This window comes from Nannocystis bainbridge (assembly GCF_028368995.1).
Classification (GTDB): Bacteria; Myxococcota_A; Polyangia; order Nannocystales; family Nannocystaceae; genus Nannocystis; species Nannocystis bainbridge.
This window is the reverse complement of the sequence record NZ_JAQNDL010000001.1, coordinates 2,821,705-2,839,098: the sequence shown is the minus strand read 5'-3', so window position 1 is coordinate 2,839,098 and position 17,394 is coordinate 2,821,705. Positions and strand designations below refer to the sequence as shown.

Annotated in this window: 12 protein-coding genes; 5 read left to right on the top strand and 7 right to left on the bottom strand. The window is 72.6% G+C overall.

Going from position 1 to position 17,394, the window contains the following annotated elements; genetic code table 11:
• The first annotated feature begins 384 nt into the window (after positions 1–384).
• Entirely contained in the window at positions 385–1,557 is a 1,173-nt protein-coding gene (locus tag POL25_RS11045) for a hypothetical protein (RefSeq protein ID WP_272085919.1), read from the top strand.
• Positions 1,558–1,813: 256 nt separating this feature from the next.
• Positions 1,814–2,569: a hypothetical protein gene (locus tag POL25_RS11040; RefSeq protein WP_272085918.1), complete on the top strand. Its 756-nt coding sequence runs from the start codon at positions 1,814–1,816 to the stop codon at positions 2,567–2,569.
• Between the two features lie 209 nt (positions 2,570–2,778).
• On the opposite strand, the gene POL25_RS11035 is transcribed toward POL25_RS11040, so the two are convergent.
• Together POL25_RS11035 and POL25_RS11030 are read right to left on the bottom strand one after the other, a co-directional pair.
• Positions 2,779–4,401, bottom strand: a complete 1,623-nt coding sequence (locus POL25_RS11035; RefSeq protein ID WP_272085917.1) for an ABC-F family ATP-binding cassette domain-containing protein — start codon at positions 4,399–4,401, stop codon at positions 2,779–2,781.
• Between the two features lie 192 nt (positions 4,402–4,593).
• A complete protein-coding gene (locus POL25_RS11030; RefSeq protein ID WP_272087248.1) occupies positions 4,594–6,774 on the bottom strand; it encodes a serine/threonine protein kinase in 2,181 nt (726 codons plus the stop codon).
• A 151-nt stretch (positions 6,775–6,925) separates the two neighbouring features.
• Between POL25_RS11030 and POL25_RS11025 the strand changes: the two genes are divergently transcribed.
• The 3 genes from POL25_RS11025 (at position 6,926) to POL25_RS11015 (ending at position 11,778) form a co-directional block, all read left to right on the top strand.
• Positions 6,926–7,639 (top strand): hypothetical protein, encoded by a 714-nt coding sequence (locus tag POL25_RS11025; protein WP_272085916.1) that lies wholly within the window; start codon positions 6,926–6,928, stop codon positions 7,637–7,639.
• A gap of 40 nt (positions 7,640–7,679) precedes the next feature.
• Positions 7,680–8,663 (top strand): aldo/keto reductase, encoded by a 984-nt coding sequence (locus POL25_RS11020; RefSeq protein WP_272085915.1) that lies wholly within the window; start codon positions 7,680–7,682, stop codon positions 8,661–8,663.
• A 253-nt stretch (positions 8,664–8,916) separates the two neighbouring features.
• Positions 8,917–11,778, top strand: coding sequence for a carboxypeptidase regulatory-like domain-containing protein (locus POL25_RS11015; protein WP_272085913.1), 2,862 nt, complete (start codon positions 8,917–8,919; stop codon positions 11,776–11,778).
• A 16-nt stretch (positions 11,779–11,794) separates the two neighbouring features.
• On the opposite strand, the gene POL25_RS11010 is transcribed toward POL25_RS11015, so the two are convergent.
• From POL25_RS11010 to POL25_RS10990, 5 genes are all read right to left on the bottom strand, one after another.
• The gene (locus POL25_RS11010; protein ID WP_272085912.1) at positions 11,795–12,304 is read right to left on the bottom strand and encodes a hypothetical protein; all 510 of its coding nucleotides are present in this window, start codon (positions 12,302–12,304) and stop codon (positions 11,795–11,797) included.
• Positions 12,305–12,381: 77 nt separating this feature from the next.
• Positions 12,382–13,233: a 3'-5' exonuclease gene (locus POL25_RS11005; RefSeq protein WP_272085911.1), complete on the bottom strand. Its 852-nt coding sequence runs from the start codon at positions 13,231–13,233 to the stop codon at positions 12,382–12,384.
• A gap of 60 nt (positions 13,234–13,293) precedes the next feature.
• Positions 13,294–14,754, bottom strand: coding sequence for a C2 domain-containing protein (locus POL25_RS11000; RefSeq protein WP_272085910.1), 1,461 nt, complete (start codon positions 14,752–14,754; stop codon positions 13,294–13,296).
• Between the two features lie 335 nt (positions 14,755–15,089).
• Positions 15,090–15,761, bottom strand: a complete 672-nt coding sequence (locus POL25_RS10995) for a hypothetical protein (protein ID WP_272085909.1) — start codon at positions 15,759–15,761, stop codon at positions 15,090–15,092.
• 47 nt (positions 15,762–15,808) lie between these two features.
• On the bottom strand, positions 15,809–16,867 hold the full coding sequence (locus POL25_RS10990) for a hypothetical protein (RefSeq protein ID WP_272085908.1): 1,059 nt from the start codon (positions 16,865–16,867) through the stop codon (positions 15,809–15,811).
• Positions 16,868–17,394: the final 527 nt, after the last annotated feature.

Genomic DNA, 17,394 nt, shown 5'->3' with positions numbered 1-17,394 from the left:
CAACGGCCGACCACGATGAGGGTATTCCGGATCGACGGCCGACGGGTAACCTTGCCGCGGCGGGCGCGGAAACGGGCGTCATGCGCGCTTTGGCGCCCGAACGCGCCCCCGGGCCGGCGCCCAGCCGCGCCCGCGACCGCTCGCGCGCGACCGACATGACCGTTGCGACATGTTGATAGGGACATGGCGATGGGGACATGTCCTTGCGAGCACGCGGGGAGGCTCCGCAGGTGCGGGTGCGGGATCGGGTGCGACATCGCGGCGCTTCGGCGTGACGGATCGCGGCGGCGGCCCCGCGGGGCGAGAGCAATCGCAAGCTCGCTCCGCGGCATGCGGCGGAATCGTCACGTGGCCGCGCGAGGTCGCCGTGCTAACCCTCGCGGCATGCAGCGTTCTTGGCATGTACATAGAAGTTTCGTGGCCCTCGCGCTCGGCGGGGCGCTGATGGCCGGATGCAGCTCCGACGGCGGGGCGACGACCGACAGCGCGACGACGGACAGCGCGTCGACGACCGGCTCGACGAGCGGGCCGACGACCGGGCCGACCACGGGGCCGACGACGGAGGGCACGACCGAGCCGACCACCGGCGCGCCGACCAGCGGCGACACGAGCGAGGGCACGAGCGAGGGGCCGCCCGAGACCGACCCGCGGGTCGAGGACTGCCTGCGCATCAACGCCTGCGAGGCCGACGGCGGCACGCCGATGGGGCTGCAGGCCTGCCTGGCGCACGCGCTCGAGGTGCCGTGGACGTGGTCGTCGACCGGGACGATGCGCATGTCGATCGAGGCGATGGAGTGCAAGCTGGCGGCGCCCGACTGCGCGACGGTGCGGGCCTGCTCGCCCCCGCCCGAGGCACACGCGGACGCCTGCAAGGACAAGCCGGGTGACAGCCTGTGCGTGAGCGATCAGTGGGTCGCCTGCGACTTCGAGGGCGCGCCGATCGCCGCGATCGACTGCGCGGCGGCGGGGCAGCAGTGCGGGGTCGACATCTGGGCCGGCTGCGGGCTCGAGCCGTGCGAGTACGGGGTGACCGAGGCCAAGTGCGACCCGGACGACCCGGCCGTGCTGATCGAGTGCGACCCGGACGGGTTCCTGTCGCGCGTCGACTGCCGCACGCAGAACGGCTTCGTGCTCATCAACGGCCAGGACGGCGAGCAGCGGTTCACGATCGCCGGCGAGACCTGCGGCTTCGACCCGATGCGCAACGCGACCGCCTGCATCGGCACCGGCGAGCCGTGCGACTTCTTCTCGCAGGAGTGCGACGGCGACGTGCTCGAGACGTGCGCCGGCGGGCAGCTGAGCCGCCGCGACTGCGCGACGGTCGAGCCGCTCGGGCAGGGCTGCGGCTACGTGCAGGCGGGGCCGTTCGCCGGCGGGGCCTCGTGCGGCTTCGTCAACACGCAGTGCGAGCTCGATGGGCCCGAGAGCTGCGACGGCGCGACGATCTCGTTCTGCGAGTGGGACCAGCCGGGCATGATCGACTGCGTGGCCGCGGGCTACTCGGGCTGCGCGACGACCGAGTACGCGGGTCGCACGGTCGCCTACTGCACGCCCTGACGGGGCGGCTGCCCGCGGGCTCGCGCGACCGCGCGGGCCCGGGCGGGGCGGCCTGTCGCTGGTAAGGGCGGTGGGCGGCCAGGCGCGACTGTCAGATGTCTCTCGGGACAGGTCCGGTCCGGCGGCCGGCAAAGGCTCCAGGACCCGGCGAGGCCCCGCCGGCGCTTGCGAGGGGCGGATGTGCTTGGTAGAAGCGCCGTCGATGTCCCCCGCGTCCCTGTCTCGTCCCCTCGCTGGTTTGGTCTCTTGCCTGGTCGTGTCCGCGACGCTCGTCGGTTGCGGCGAAAGCAAGGACCCGCTCGACACGATCGGCAACCTCACGGCCTCGGCCGGTCCGAGCGGCGGGCCGACCAGCAACCCGAGCGGCAACCCGAGCGGCGGCGACCCGACCGGCGACCCGACCGAGGGCGGCACCGGGACCTCGGGCGTGACCGAGACCGGCGGCCCGACCGAGGGGACCACCGGGACCACCGGGGAGTATGGCGACTGTCCGCAGTACATCCTGTGCGTCGGCGCGATCAACCCCGACTCGCTGGCGGAGATCGAGATGGCCTACGGGCCGGAGGGGACGTGCTGGGCCACGCCCGAAGTGACGGAGCAGTGTCTTCAGGCCTGCGCCGACGGGCTCGCCAGCTACGGGGCGATCTTCCCCGACGAGCCGGCCTGCGGCGGCACCGGCTCGACCACGAGCGCGAGCTCGACCGAGCCGGAGCCGAGCACCGGCTGGGTCACCACCGAAGACCCGGACACGACCTTCGGCACGACCGAGCCCGAGACCACCGGCGGGGCGTACGGCAACTGCGGCTGGGACGCGAGCTTCGAGTACTACGGCTGCGGCGGCGCGGGCGAAGACCCGGGCGGCGTCAACCCGATCGACTGCCCGCCCGACGCAGCGGAGGGCGACCCGTGCAGCCCCGACACGGCGGTCAACGGCATCGGCTGCTGCATGCCGAACGGCGACAACTACTACTGCAGCGCCGAGAACGTGGTGGTCGTCGAGAGCTGCGGCTGAAGCCGACCGGCGCGGGCGCCTGAACGTCGGGGCATGTGCCGACGGACAGGTGCGATCGGACATGCCCTCAGGGGCATGTCCATCGAGTCAGGTAGAGCCGGGCGGCGGTCCGGCTTCGTGTCCTGTCCGAACGGTCAGGCAGCGGGCCGGGCGCGCAGGCGGCGGGCGAACAGCGTGACCGCCGGCAGCGACGGTCACGCCGGTCGGGCTCAGGCGCGCATACCTGGCGCCTCGTGGCCGCTCTGGGCCACGTACTCGTTGTAGCCGCCGCCGAACACCCGCGGCTCGCCGGCGCCGAGCTCCAGGACGCGGTTGGACAGCGCGGCGAGGAAGCGGCGGTCGTGCGACACGAACACGATGGTGCCCTCGAAGTTGGAGAGCGCGCCGACGAGCATGTCCTTGGTCGCCATGTCGAGATGGTTGGTCGGCTCGTCGAGCACCAGCAGGTTCGGCGGGTCGTAGAGCATGCGCGCCAGGACCACGCGGGCCTTCTCGCCGCCGGAGAGGATCCGGATCGGCTTGTCGGAGTCCTCGCCGGAGAAGCCGAAGGCGCCGGCCAGCGCCTTGAGCTGGCCGATCGAGGCCAGCGGGAACGCGGCCATCAGCGAGTCGATGACGGTGCCCGTGCCTTCGAGCAGGTCCATGGCGTGCTGGGCGAAGTAGCCCAGCTTGACGGCGGCGCCGATCGTGACATCACCGCGGTCTGGCTGGGTCTGGCCGGCGATCAGCTTGAGCAGGGTCGACTTGCCGGCCCCGTTCTCGCCCATGATGCACCACCGCTCCTTGCGGCGGATCATCAGGTCGAAGCCGGCGTAGATGATCTTCTTGCCGTAGGTCTTGTGGACGCCGGCGATCTTGACGACGTCGTTGCCCGAGCGGGGAGCGACGCGGAAATCGAACGACAGCACCCGGCGCCGCCGCGGCGGCTCGACCTTCTCGATCTTGTCGAGCTTCTTGACCCGCGACTGCACCTGCGCGGCCCGCCCGGCCTGGGCCTTGAACCGCTCGATGAAGCGGATCTCCTTGGCCAGCATGGCCTGCTGGCGCTCGTACTGGGCCTGCTGCTGGGCCTCGCCGAGGGCCCGCTGCTGCTCGTAGAAGTCGTAGTTGCCGCCGAAGGTGGAGAGCTCGCCGCCGTCGATCTCGAGGATCTTGGTGACGATCCGGTTGAGGAACTCGCGGTCGTGGCTGGTCATGACCAGCGCGCCCTGGAAGTCCTTGAGGTAGCCCTCGAGCCACAAGATCGACTCGAGGTCGAGATGGTTGGTCGGCTCGTCGAGCAGCAGCACGTCGGGGCGCATGAGCAGGATGCGGGCCAGCGCGACGCGCATCTTCCAGCCGCCCGAGAGCTTGCCGACGTCGCCGTCCATCATGTCCTGGTCGAAGCCGAGGCCGGCGAGGATCTCGCGGGCGCGAGCGTCGAGGCCGTAGCCGCCGAGCTCCTCGAAGCGGCCCTGGACCTCGCCGAAGCGGGTGACGAGGGCGTCGAGCTCGTCCATGCGCGCGGGGTCGGCCAGGGCCAGCTCGAGCGCGGCCAGCTCGGCGGCGATCGCCGCGACCGGGCCGGCGCCGTCCATGGTCTCGGCGACGACGCTGCGCCCGCCCATCTCGCCGACGTCCTGGCTGAAGTAGCCGAGCGAGATGCTCTTCTCGACCCGCACCTGGCCCTCGTCAGGGCTCTCGGTCTGCATGATCATGCGGAAGATGGTGGTCTTGCCGGCGCCGTTGGGCCCGACCAGCCCGACCTTCTCGCCGCGGAATACGGTGGCGGAGGCCTCGACGAACAGCAGCTGCTTGCCGTGCTGCTTGGAGATGGCGTCGATGTGGATCACGGGCGCGGAGACTACCCGAGCCGCGGCGGCGAGGCGCCGCGCGGGCCGTGCGGTGGTGCACGGCGTGAATGGCGCTGGACGGCGAAAGCCGTGAATTCGCGGCCCTGGAGCCGGCGGCGGTCAGGTGACCAGCTCGAGCGCCTCGCGGGTGGCCGCTGCTCTCGCGGCCGGGCTTGAGCGTGGCGGCCGCCCTCAGGGCCGAGCTTCGAAGCGGGTGATGACGCGGGCGAGCTCGTCGCGCAGGCACTCGATGCACTCGAAGCGCATGGTGCCGACGCGGCAGTCGCCGGGCGGGGTGGCGGCGATGCGCAGCAGGCCAGGCAGGGCCCGCGGGTCGCCGGCGTCGCGGATCTTGTCGAGGATCGGGCGCTTGTGGGCGCACTCGGTGACCTGCTCGAACCATGCGAGGTTGCGCAGGTACTCGGGGATGGTGGGCTTGTCCTCGGGCGGGGCGAGGGCGATGGCCGTGCCGGCGCGCTCGCGGGCGCGGGCGTCGTCGCTGGTCAACAAGGTCCGCGCGTGGTCGACGTAGAGCTCGGGGACTTCGGCGAGCTGGGCCTCGAGCGCGGCCCAGCGCGGGCGCGAGTCCGGCGAGGCAGGATCGCCGGTCGTGCCGCCAGCGGCGACGACGGGCGCGGCGGCTGCGGCGATGGAGCTGTCCTCCCGGCCAGCCAGGTCGGTGGCGACGAAGACGGTGACGACGATCAGCACGAGGCCGATGAGCCCGCCGAGCCAGACGATGCGAGGGATCGCCGTGGCGGTGGCGACGGACTTCGGCTGGGGAGTGGCGCGGCTGACCCTGGCGGGGGCACCGGTCGCGGGCGCAGAGGCGGCGGCGCCGGAGGTGCTGACATTGCTGACGGCGGCGGTGGTACCGACAATGGCGGGACCGCCGACAGCGGGATAGGAGGCGGAGGGACCGCCGCCAATGTTGGGACCGCCGCCAATGTTGGGACCGCCGACGGCGGGATAGGAGGCGGAGGGGTTGCCGCCGGAATGGGCGGCGGCGGTGGTGCCGACGATGGTGGGGCTGCCGACGGCGGGATAAGAGGCGGAGGGGCCGGCGGTGACGACGGGATGGGAGGCGGAGGGGCCGGCGGCGCGGGCGGGTGTCGGGCTCGTCGCCGGCGCGGGGCGGGCGGCGACGGGCGAGATGCCGCGGGGAGGCGTGAGGCGGCTCGCCGCGGCGGGCGGAGTCGACGAGACGCCGGGAGGGACGGGGGCCCCGCGTGCTGCGAGCGGGGAGATGCCGCGGGGCGGAGTGACCGCGGCGTCCCGGGCCGGGGCGACGTTGCGAGAGGGAGAGGCGGGGCTCGCCGCGGGGCCGCGGGCATTGACGGGACTCGCCAGGCCGCGCGGGGGAGTCACGGGGCTCGCGGCGATGTTGCGAGCGGGCGTGACGTTCGCCAGGGGAGCGATGCCGCGGGGTGGAGTGACGGGATTCGCCGCGGGTGAGGCCTTTGCCGCCGGTGGTCCGGCGGGCACGGGTGTGGCGATCGCGGACCCGGGGCCGGGCTTGGCGGCGAGGATCAGGTCGACCTCGGCGCTGAGGGCCAGCCGTCGCAATTCGTCGCGCACGGCGGCGGCGCTGGCCGGTCGCTCCCCGGGCTTGCGCGCCAGCAATTGATTGACCAGCGCCGCGAGCGGTGGCGGGATCTCCCGGCGCGTCGCCGCGTGCAGGTGGGGCGCAGGGGTCGACAGCTGGGCGGCGAACAGGTCGGTGAGCGCCTCGGCGTCCCACAGATAGCGGCCGGTGCACGCCTCCCACAGGATGACGCCGAGCGCGTAGAGGTCGACGCGGGTGTCGACCTTCTCGCCGACGGCCTGTTCGGGCGCCATGTAGCCCGGCGTGCCGACGACCGCGCCCATGCGGGTGATCGGTCGGCCGATGCCGGCGATCGTGCCGGTGCCCTCGCGGGCGGGCACGCGGGCGATGCCGAAGTCGAGGACGCGGGCGTGGAAATCGTCGCCTTCGCGTGGCTCGAGCAGGATGTTGTCGGGCTTGAGATCGCGGTGGATGATGCCGAGGCCGTGCGCGGCCGCGAGGGCGTCGGCGATCTGGGCGCCCAGCTTGCACGCCTGTTGCCACGGCAGCGGGCCTTGCTGGATCCGCTTCGTCAGGCTGTGACCGCGCACCAGCTGGATCACCAGGTAGGCCCCGCCCTCGGGCAAATGGCCGTAGTCGATCGCGCTGACGACGTGCGGGTGATCGAGCTGCGCGGTGGCCAGGGCCTCGCGGGTGAACCGGGCCTCGGCCTGGCTGTTGGCGGCGAACTGGGCCCGGATCGTCTTGAGCGCGACGTGCTTGTGCAGCTTGAGGTGCTCGGCGACGTACACCGCCCCCATGCCGCCCTCGCCGAGCAGCTCGACGATCCGGTAGCGGCCGTCGATGATCCGGCCGACCCACCGGACCGGCCGGTCCTCGAGCGGCGGCAGGGTGTCTGGGCGCGTGTTCGCGATGCTGCGACACTACACCGGGCGCGGTCGCGATTGGCTGGCGTCTGCAGGCGTGTCATCCTGGGGAATGCGACGAAGCTGGCTGGTCTGGGTGGTGATGCTCGCCTGCGAGCACAAAGACGGCGACCCGCAGGGGGAGACCCAGGCGGCGGCGTCCACGGCGACCGACGCGACCGGCGCTCCGAACCCGACAGAGGTTTCGGGTTCCGGGGTGTCGACGGGCGGCACGACGAGCGAGGGCGAGCCGACGAGCACGACGAGCACCGCGAGCACGACGGACACGGCGAGCACGGCGAGCACGGCGAGCACCTCGGGCCTCGAGGACGATCCGGAGGTGTTGTGCCAGCAGTTCTGCGATCGCCTGGTCGCCTGCGGGCTCGACGGCGTGTTCGATGGTTGTCCGTGTCAGCCGGACCAGGTGAGCGGCACGCAGTGCGTGCACCACTGGGGGCTGACGGTCGAGTGCTTTGCGACCAACACCTGCGAGTCGCTCGAGTCGGAGGCGTCGCCGTGCTGGAAGGACTTTCAGAACGCGGTGGACTGGTGCCGGTACGGCGAAGATGGTTGTGCGATCTTTCAAGAGTTCGGCGGCGAGGAGCCGTCGGACGGCTGCGTGTTCGTCGACGAGTGCCTCGAGGCGCCGAGCCGCCGCCTCGAGTGCGACGCGGTCTCGTGCGCCTGCGAGGTCGACGGGGCGCCGGCGGGGACGTGCGCGCCCGAGGGGGTGTGCGACGACTTTGATCTGGCACCGGCGCGCTTCGACGCCTGCTGTGGCCGCTGAGCGGGTTGCGAGGGCGCGTGGGCTCCCGTAGGCTTGCGGCATGCTGAGCCGTCGCGCGCTGCTCGGGGTCGCCGGCGGGCTCGTTGCTGGCTGTCGTAAAGGACAGGTCGATCCGGCGGGCGAGCAGCGGGCATCGGTCGTGATGCCGCCCGCGACGAGCGAGCCGCCGCTCATGGATGCACCGAAGTCAGGAGACACGACCATGAAGACGCGCGCTCATCCCCGCACGCACGAGGCCCTGCCGGTGATCGGCATGGGCACCTGGCAGACCTTCGACGTCGGCGCCGACGCGGGCGAGCGGGCGCCGCTGCGCGAGGTGCTGCGGCAGTTCGCGGCCGCGGGCGGGCGGGTGATCGACAGCTCGCCGATGTACGGGCGGGCGGAGGAGGTCGCGGGTGACCTGGTCGCAGAGACAGGTGCGCCGCCGCGACCGTTCTGGGCCACGAAGGTGTGGACGCGCGGGCGGGCGGAGGGTGCGGCGCAGATCGAGGCTTCGATGCGGCTGCTGCGGACGGACGAGCTCGACCTGCTGCAGGTGCACAACCTGCTCGACTTCGAAGCGCACATCGCGACGCTGAAGCGGCTGCGCGACGCGGGGCGGGTGCGCTACCTCGGGGTGACGCACTATACGCAGGCGGGGCTGGACGAGCTCGAGCGGGTGCTGCGGCGCGAGCCCCTCGATTTCGTGCAGCTGCCGTACTCGGCGGCGGTCCGCGCGGCGGAGCAGCGGTTGTTGCCGACGGCGGCGGAGCTGGGGGTGGCGGTGCTGGTGATGCGGCCGTTCGACGGCGGCTCGCTGTTCGCAAAGGTGAAGGGCCAGCCGCTGCCCGAATGGGCGGCCGAGCTCGAGTGCACGAGCTTCGGTCAGTTGTTCTTGAAGTTCATCCTCGGCCACCCGGCGGTGCACTGCCCGCTGCCGGCGACGAGCTCGCCGAAGCACATGGCCGACAACGTGCGCGCGGGGTTCGGCCGCATGCCCGACGCCGCGGAGCGCGAGAAGATCGCCGCGCTCGTGGCGGGGTGACGGCGGAGCTCGACGTGGGAGAGCCCCCGGGGTCTCTGCGGCTTCGTGGCTCGCGAGGATCGACAAAATGTCGTGACTCGTGAGGAGCGAGGGTCGACAAAATGTCGCGGTCCGCACACCCGGAATGCGACGACCGAGCGCCGGGTATGGACCCACACGATGGATCGCGGGGATGTCGAGGGCAGCGGCCTCGCGATCGGGTTGACGCGCCGTCGGGCGCGCTCGTAGGCTGCCCCGTGTTTCGGAGGTGCGGGTGCGCAAGCGGAGTCTGATCCTGGCGGCGACGGTGACCGTGGCGGTGTGGGCGTGGTGGCGCTGCGATCGGGGCGAGCCGGCGGGCGAGGCGGGTGTCGAGAGACATGGCTTCGAGGACATGTCCCCGAGGACATTTCACGCGCCGACGCCGGCACCTCTCGGCGCGCCCACGGCGATCGCGGGGCGCGTGCGCGACCCGAAGGGGCGGGCGATCGCGGGCGCCCGGGTGTGCGCGACGGTCCACCGCGCCGGGCCGGCGCGGGCCGGCGACTGGGTGCCGAGCTGCGAGCTTTCGCGGGCCGACGGCGGCTATCGACTGACGGGGCTGGTGCCGGGGCGCCACGCCGTCGCGGCGAGCGCCCGCGGCTACTTGCCGGGCCAGCACGGCGAGGCGCAGGGGGGCTCGGTGACGGTGCGCGCGGCGGAGCAGCTGGGTGGCATCGACCTGGTCTTGTGGCCAGGTGGGGTGGAGCTGCGCGGGACGGTCTCCGACGTGTCGGGCGGGGAGATCGAGGGGGCGATCGTCAGCACCGGCGGGAGCGTCGATTTCTCGGGGCCGGACGGGAGCTTCGTGCTCTACGTGCGGCCCGGCCGTCAGGGGGTGACGGCGCTGGCCGAGAACTACGCGGCGGGCGGAGACTGGGTGACGGTGCCGGGGCAGACGGCGCACTTCAAGCTGTTGCCGGAGGCGGTGCTGGTCGGCCGGGTGGTGCGTGCGTCGGACGGCCTGCCGGTGGCGGACGCGACGGTCAAGGCCGAACGCGGCGCGCCGCAGGGGACGACCGACGCGAACGGCAACTTCCGCATCGGTCAGCTGCGCCCAGGGATGTTCAAGCCGTACGTCGAGGCGGACGCGTACACCGGGATGGCGCAGGACAAGGTGTATGTGGGGATCGGCGAGACCTCGACGCCGGTGACGATCCGCGTCCACCCGGCGACATCCGTGCGCGGCAAGATCGTGGGGCCAGGCGGCGCGAGCTGCGAGGAGGGGACGGTGTCGCTGTCGGAGCCGACGACGCGGCGCTCGGCGTCGGCAGGGGTCGAGGTCGACGGCGAGGTGACCGTGCGTGGGCTGCTGCCGGGCATGTACGCGGTGAAGGTGCAGTGCGCCGGATATGTCCCCGAGGACAGCTACGAGGCGATCGTGGTCGGCGAGGCGGCGATCGAGGGCGTGCGCTGGCCGGTGCGGGCGGGGCAGGCGATCCGCGGCAGGGTGGTCGACGCGCGCGGGGCGGGGGCGCCGGCCGAGGCCGTGCTGGCGCACTCGCAGGGGGCGTCGTCCGGCAGGGGCCGGGCGAGCGACGCGGCGGTGGCGGCCGACGGCAGCTTTCACCTGCGCGGGATGAGGCCGGGTGCGTACGCGCTCGAGGTGTCCTTTGGGCCAGGTCGCCCGCCGCCGCCGCGCGTGCCGGTCGAGGTGCCGGAGGGGCGCGACGTCGAGGGTGTGGAGATCCGCCTGGCCGAGGGCAGCGAGGTGCGCGGGAAGGTGATCGACGGCGCGGGCCGCCCGGTCGCGCGAGCCACGGTGAGCCTGCGCGGGGCCCAGAGCGGCGGCAGCCAGGAGACTGGCGACGACGGGCGCTTCGCGGTGCAAGGGGTGCTGCCGGGCCAGTATCGGGCGACGGCGTATATCGACGCGCGGCCGCTGAAGCGGGCGGGAGAGCAGCTCGGCGACGCGCTGGGGGTCTCGGTGGAGGTCCGGGCCGGCGCGGCGACGGAGGTGGAACTGGTGGTCGAGACGCGCGACGGGCGGATCACCGGGCAGGTGGTCGATGGTTCAGGCGAGCCGGTGGCGGACGCGTTCCTCGACTGGCTGCGCGAGGCGGAGCCGGGGGATTCGGGCTCGTACGTGATGGCGCCGCAGCAGCCGACGTTGAGCGACGGCGAGGGCCGCTTCGAGCTGTCCGGGCTGCCCCCGGGCAGCTATACGATCACGGCGTCGCGGCACGACGTGCCGGGGCAGGGGACGGTGGAGCACGTGGCGCTCGGCGGCACGGCGGTGGTGACGATCCCCGCGACCGGGGAGATCGGCGGGAGCGTGCGGATCGCCGGCGGCGGCGCCCCGGAGTGGGTCAAGGTGACGGCCAGAGAGGCCCAGAGCCGCGGCTGGGGCGACGACGAGTTCTTCCGCACGGAGGGGCGCTTCACGCTCGCGGGCCTCGGGCCGGGGACGTACTCGCTGCGCGCCGAGTCCAGCGAGGGCGCGGCCGAGGCGACGGTGACGCTGGCCGCGGGTGAGGTGCGCCGCGACATCGCCCTGGTGCTGGCGCCGCGGGTGACGGTGCGCGGTCGCCTGGTCGACGTCGAGACCGGCGCGCCGGTGGTCGGGATGTCGGTGGGCGTGGCCCCGGCGCAGGGTGGGCTGGCCGTCGGAATGGGCTCGCGCAGCGTCACCGATGCGCAGGGCAGCTTCGAGGTCGTGGGCGCGACGACCGGACCGGCGGTGGTGTCGGTGACCCCGGTCAATCACGACTACCAGAGCGGCGAGTATGCGATCGCCGGGGTGCCGGTGCTGCTCGAAGGGACAGGTACGATCGAGCTGGCGCCGATCGCGATGGCCCGTCGGCGCGCCCCGGCCGATCGGCCGGCGGGCGACCTCGGGTTCTCGGTGGCGCCGGCGCCGCGCGAGCAGGCGCCGGCGGCGAGGCGGGTGATCGTGGCGCTGGTCCGGCCGGAGGGTCCTGCGGGGCGGGCCGGGCTGCGCGTCGGCGACGAGATCGCGGCGGTCGATGGGCACGCGGTGTCGGGGCCGGGGTCCCACCTGTTTCGCCAGCTGACGACGGTGCCAAGCGGTCGCACGCTGCAGCTGACGCTCGGCCGCGGGGAGACGATCGCGGTCACGGCCGAGACGCTGCGGTGATCTTTGTAAGGGGGGTTCAGGCGAAGTTCCACGCGCGCGGCAGCTCGGCGTCACAGACGGCGCACGCGAACCATTCGTCCTTGACGAGGTTGATCTGCGCGCACGCGGGGCAGCGGCGGAACACGAAGGCGAGGGTGAAGCCGGGCGGGTGGTCGATCCCGGCGGCGGTCAGCGCCGCGGCGACGGCGGGCCAGCAGTCGGGGTCGGGGCAGTAGCCGGTCGATTGATTGCTGACCTCGCGCACGACGAGGCGGCGGTCGGCTCCACGGGCGAAGCGCAGCTCGCCCGCGGCGAGCACGGCGTCGCCGCCGGCGCAGTCGATGTGCTCGGAGCGGCGCGGGGCGACGCGCAGCCGGCCCTGCAGGTCGACGACGTAGGTGAGGCTCTCGCGCCCGGCGTCGGAGTCGGCGCTCAGCCAGCGCTCGAGCGCGGCGGCGGTGTCGATGACCGCGCCGGGCTCGCCGCGGGCGCGGTCGCGGAGCTCCGGCGGGCCGACGTAGGCGTAGCGGGTCGGCGAGGCGGTCATGGCGAGGGGATGGTCGAAGCGACATGTTCTCGTGAACATGCTCGATCGGGCATGTTCGATGAAGCATGTCCCCGGGGTCATGTCGCTAGGTCGCGGGCGCTGAGGACCCGCAGGCGCGACTCGGGGGGCAGCTCGGCGAGCGGGTCGTCGTCCTCGATGGCGGCGCCGTCGGGGCCGAGGACGCGGACCATGCGGGCGTGGAAGACCCCGCTGGCGAGGCCGAGCAGGCTGGCGAGGTGGCGCTTCTTGAGGAAGACGCGCTCGACGCGGTCGCCCCACTGCAGGTCGAGCGCGAGCTCGGGGTAGTGCGAGGCGGCCAGCTTGCCGGTGAGGTCGAAGCGGGCGCCGCGGTCGGCGAGGGCGAAGACCAGGCGGGCGATGTTGTGACAGTCGTCGATGCCGCGGTGGTGGGTGCCCTGCAGCTCGAGGCCGAGCGCCTGCAGCATGGCGGGCATGCCGGTGGTCTTGGCCTTCTTCATGACGGCGAGGAAGACCTTCTTGATGTTGATCCACCGGCGATAGACGGGCGGCAGGGCGGAGATCGGGATGCCGCTGGCGCCGCACTGGACGGGCAGCATGGTCTGCAGGTCCCAGTCGCCGCAGGTGACGAAGGCGAACCGCTCGCGGCCCTGGCTGTCGAAGAGGCCATGTCCTTCGAGCCAGGCGCGATGGGCGGCGAGGACTTCGGGGAACACGGGGGCGGGGTCGACGTCCGCCTGGCGAATGGTGGTGAGCTCGGTGCAGAAGGCGCTGAGCGTGGGGTGGTGGACGGGGCGCACGAAGGTCGAGAAGCTGTCGACGACGGCGCGATCGGTCAGCGAGACGAGCACGGAGGGGAACTCGATCACCTCCTGCGGGACGGGCGGGTCGCTGTTGTCACAGGTGGCCTCGAAGTCGAGGACGACGAGGCGGTCGAACGCGGCGGGCATGGCGAGCCGCGATGGTGACACAGGTCGGGCGCGGCGGTCACGAGTCGGCGACGGCACGGCTCAGCGGCGCGGGGCGGGCTCGCCGGCTTCGCGGATCTCCGAGCCGTCGAGGTCGAGGCGCTCGACCCAGCCCGCGGACAGCGGGGCGTGGTCGCGGACGGCGGCGCGCAGCTGGTCGAGGCTGACGCTGAATTTGGCGAGCGGCTCGTTGTCTCCCACGTCCTCGTCGGCGAGGTGGAGCGTGAACGAGTCGCCCTCGGCGAGCGGGAACCATGCGGTCGGCTCGGTCCAGCGCGGCGAGAAGGTGCTTCGTCGCGCCTTCGAGCGGTGGTGGTGACGACCGGCGACGAGCACCCAGAACGGGTCTGGACCGAGCTTGGGGCGCGAGAAGAGGGCCGAGACGCCGAAGGTGAGCGCGGCGGCGGTGTTGCGGCGGCGGAACACCTCGCGCTGGATCTCCGCGCGGCTGACTCGCAGGCGGACCAGGGCGACGGCGGGCATCTCGAACTCGGCCGAAGTGCGGAGCTCGGCGGCGCCGACGTGCGCGCTCCGGGGCGTGCGGTCTTTCGCCGGGCGGGTGGCGAGCTGCAGGCTCAGCGCGTGGGGGCCGGGCGGCAGATCGAGGTCGCCGAAGGGCACGAAGATCATGCGGTCCTCGTCGCGGCACGGGACGCGCTCGTCGACGGCGGTGAACACGGCCGGCCGGGCGCGGCGCGGCGGGAGGCGAGCGCGGACCGGAGCGCCCGACGGGCCCGTGAGGCGGAGCTCGACGTCGAAGGGCTCGCAGGTCGGTGAAGCGCCGACGCCGAGGTGATAGTAGACCCGCAGACCTCGCAGGCCCGACTCCTCGCCCGGGAAGACGATCGGGTCGTCGAGGTGGACGCTGCCGGGCGCGGCGGTCGGGAGCAGGAAGACGACCGCGAGCGCCCAGTCCTTGCGATCGAAGCGGACCCGCAGGCCGTGCGCGCGGAAGGTCCGGCCGCCCTCGATCGCGGGCCGCATCAGGCGGGTGTCGTCGCGTCGGCCGTATTCGCGGTTGGGGATCTCGACGCCGAGGCTGCGCGCGACGAGGTACGCGGGCATGCCGAATTGCAGGCCGCCGGGCAGAGCTCCGCGATAATGGCCTGAATGAGCGTCGCGGGGGCCGATCAGCGCCACCTCGAGGACCCGGCCGTCGCTGCCGAATCGCAGGCCCACCGCGTGGGCAGGAAAGATGTGGGTCGAGTCGCCGCCCAGTTCGCCGACGATCGGCGCGCCCATACGCTCGACCAACTCGCGCACCGCAGGGCTCTCCGCGGTCTGGCCGAGCGCCGCCCGCAGCGCGGCAATCTCGACCGGTTCGGGCGCTGGCGGGGCCTCGGCGGGGGCCGCCGGTGTCGCGCTCACCGGCGGCGCCGGGCCGGGCTCCGGTGCGGCCGGCTGTGGCTCGGAAGGGACCGCCGCCGGCCCTGGCCCCGCGAACAAGGCACAGCCGAGCACGAGGACGGTGGGCAGCACCAGGACCATGCGCGTCGGCAGCACGGCGAGCAGGCTACCCGCATCTCGCCGATTTGGCATCGGGGCGCCCGGGTCGTGCCGCGCCGACGCCGACGATGCACGAAGATCGACCGGGTCACCGATTCCGCGCGTGTCCGTCGACACGAGAGGGCGAGATGCAGGGCGCCTGCGCCATGCAGGCGGAGGCATTGACTACAGGATCATTCGTCGATCGTCAGGCAGAACGATGGCGAGATGCAAGGAGCCTGCGCCATGCAGGCGGAGGCATGGACTACAGGATCATTCGTCGATCATCAGGCAGAACGATGGCGAGATGCAGGGAGCCTGCGCCGTGCCAGCGGGAAGCATTATTTGAAGAATCATTCGTCGATCATCAGGCAGAACAGCGGGTCGCCGGGTTGACCGATCTGGGGCAGCAGGCGGCACTCGTAGCCCTCGCGGGGGCATTGGCTGTTCTCGGTGCATTCGATGGCGCAGGCCTCGAAGTAGCCGGAGGCGCCGATGCACATGGCATCGGGGGCGCAGGTGGGGTTGCCGGGCTGATAGAAGGTCATGGCGTCGGGGAGGGTGCACTCCTTGGTGCAGTAGCCGCCGGGCAATGTGTAGAAGCCGAGGATGTCGGTCATGCACACGGCCTTGTCGCCGAGGATCGCGGCGCAGTCGTCGTCGCTCTCGCAGGCGTGGCCCCATTCGCCCATGAGGCCCGGGTCGGGCTCGCCGGTGGTGCCGGTGGTGCCGGTGGTGGTCGTGTCGTCGCCGGTGGTGGAGGTGGCGGTCGTCGCGGGCTCGTCGGTGGTGGCGGGCTCGCCCGTGGTGGGGTCGACGGGGCCGGTGGTCGTGGTGGTGGGCTCGCCGGCGGTCGAACCGAGAGTGGTACCGCTGGCGCTCGGGTCGGCGGGCTCCGTGGTGGCGGGCTCGCCGGTGGAGGTGCCGGCCTCGGTGGTGGTGCCCTGGGTGTAGACCTGCGGGCAGCCGGCCAGCACGCACGCGAAGAGCGGCAGGTGGCGCCACGGACGGGAGAGGGGCGACATGGTCATGCGTTGGTTCCGCGGGGTGGGGGGCTCACGAGCGCGTCGATTCAGGCGGGGTCGGGTGGATCGCGGCGGGGGTTGGTGGTGTCGGGCGGGGGCGGCATGCGACCGGCGGCGCGAAGGCTGCTGACCTTCTTGAGCACGTCGAACCAGAAGGGGGCGCCGAGCGAGGCGGCGAGGCCGGTGAGCAGCAGGCCGAGGACCTTGTTGATCCACCACCAGGTGCTGGGCTGGGGCGGGTTGTCTTCCCAGCCGACGGGGATGCCCAGTTGATTGATGGTACCGATGTCGGTCTGCAATTGCCGCAAGGCGCCGGCGGTGGCCGAGGGGGCGGTCTCGGCGGGAGCGCTGGGCAGACCGGCCCGCGGCGGGGCGGCGGCCGGGGTGGGCTGCGCGGGCGGGGTCTCCTGCTTGACGGCCTCGGTGGCCTGGGCGATGAGCGAGGCGCGGAGGACCGGGTCGTTGGCGAGCGAGCGGGTGATCCGGATGGCGTCGAGGTTGAGGGCGGCGACGAAGAAGAAGGCCAGGAGGGTGCTCCACAGCTGGGCCCGTCGACGGTAGACCTCGCTGACGCGGCCCATGCCGGCGTTGAACCAGGTCTCGACGTCGCGCTGAAGATGGTCGAGCTGGTTGACGGCGGTGCGGGCGTCGATCTCGGCGTGATTGACGAATGTCAGCAGGGTGTCGGTGACGCGATTGCCGAGCTCGGGGCGCTTCGACTCGATCTGGGCCCGCATCTCGGCGATGTTGCCGGCGACGAGCTGGCCGGTGCCGTCAGCCGGGCGCAAGGCGATGTCGAGCAGCGCCATGGCGAACATGCGCGGCGGGATGTAGGAGGGGGCCTTGCTGTCGCCACCAGTGGCGGCGTCGCGGTGGAGGCCGCGCAGCAGCGGGTGCTGATAAAGGGCGCGGGTGATGTCGGGCTGGCCGGTCCGGGCTTCGCCGTCCTCGCGGCCGACGAGCAGGCGCAGGCCGGCGGCGAGGTCCTTGGCGCGCCACTTGAAGAGCGAGGCCAGCAGCTCGTTGCCGGCGGTGATCGCCAGGCTGGTGGCGAGGAACACGAAGATCAGTCCGATGGCGATGTCGAGGACGACAGAGTCGAACACGGCGGCCTCCTACCAGGCGCGTATGCTTGTTACTTTTTAAGAGGGTGCCAGGAAGGAGGGCGTGACGGAAGCCGGCGCGGGCGCGCGGAACGGTGTGCCGATTGACGGTTGCACGAGTGGAGACGTGCGCGGCGACGAAATCGCTCGGCGACGGGGGCTCGGGGGAGTGGGTTCGCGCGCGGGAGAATGATGGGTGGGTGACCTGCGGTTCGGCCGGCGGCGCGGCGACGGTCGCGGACGGCTCGCAGGCGCGCGTCGAGGCTGGAGCGGCGGGCCGGCGGGAGCGGCTCGCGAGCGGCGACCTCGAGGGCTTGTCGGATGGCGATGTCCCAGGGGACATGTGATGGGATTCGACCACGCGGGCGCGCAGGTTCGGCGCCGGCCAGGGTTTTTTATATGTCCCATCGAGCATGTCCTAGGAGACATGTTGAAGGAGAATTCTCCCGCGAGGGCGCGCAGGTGCCGGCGCCGGCCAGCGTGGGTGACATGTCCAATCGAGCATTTTCTGAAGAATGTTGCAGGGGATT

What these genes read in the sequence shown, in the direction of transcription:
- POL25_RS11045 (WP_272085919.1), top strand. Translation starts at nt 385, where the DNA reads ATGCAGCGTTCTTGGCATGTACATAGAAGTTTCGTGGCCCTCGCGCTC.
- POL25_RS11025 (WP_272085916.1), top strand. Translation starts at nt 6,926, where the DNA reads ATGCGACGAAGCTGGCTGGTCTGGGTGGTGATGCTCGCCTGCGAGCAC.
- POL25_RS11020 (WP_272085915.1), top strand. Translation starts at nt 7,680, where the DNA reads ATGCTGAGCCGTCGCGCGCTGCTCGGGGTCGCCGGCGGGCTCGTTGCT.
- POL25_RS11010 (WP_272085912.1), bottom strand. Translation starts at nt 12,304, where the DNA reads ATGACCGCCTCGCCGACCCGCTACGCCTACGTCGGCCCGCCGGAGCTC.
- POL25_RS11005 (WP_272085911.1), bottom strand. Translation starts at nt 13,233, where the DNA reads ATGCCCGCCGCGTTCGACCGCCTCGTCGTCCTCGACTTCGAGGCCACC.
- POL25_RS10995 (WP_272085909.1), bottom strand. Translation starts at nt 15,761, where the DNA reads ATGTCGCCCCTCTCCCGTCCGTGGCGCCACCTGCCGCTCTTCGCGTGC.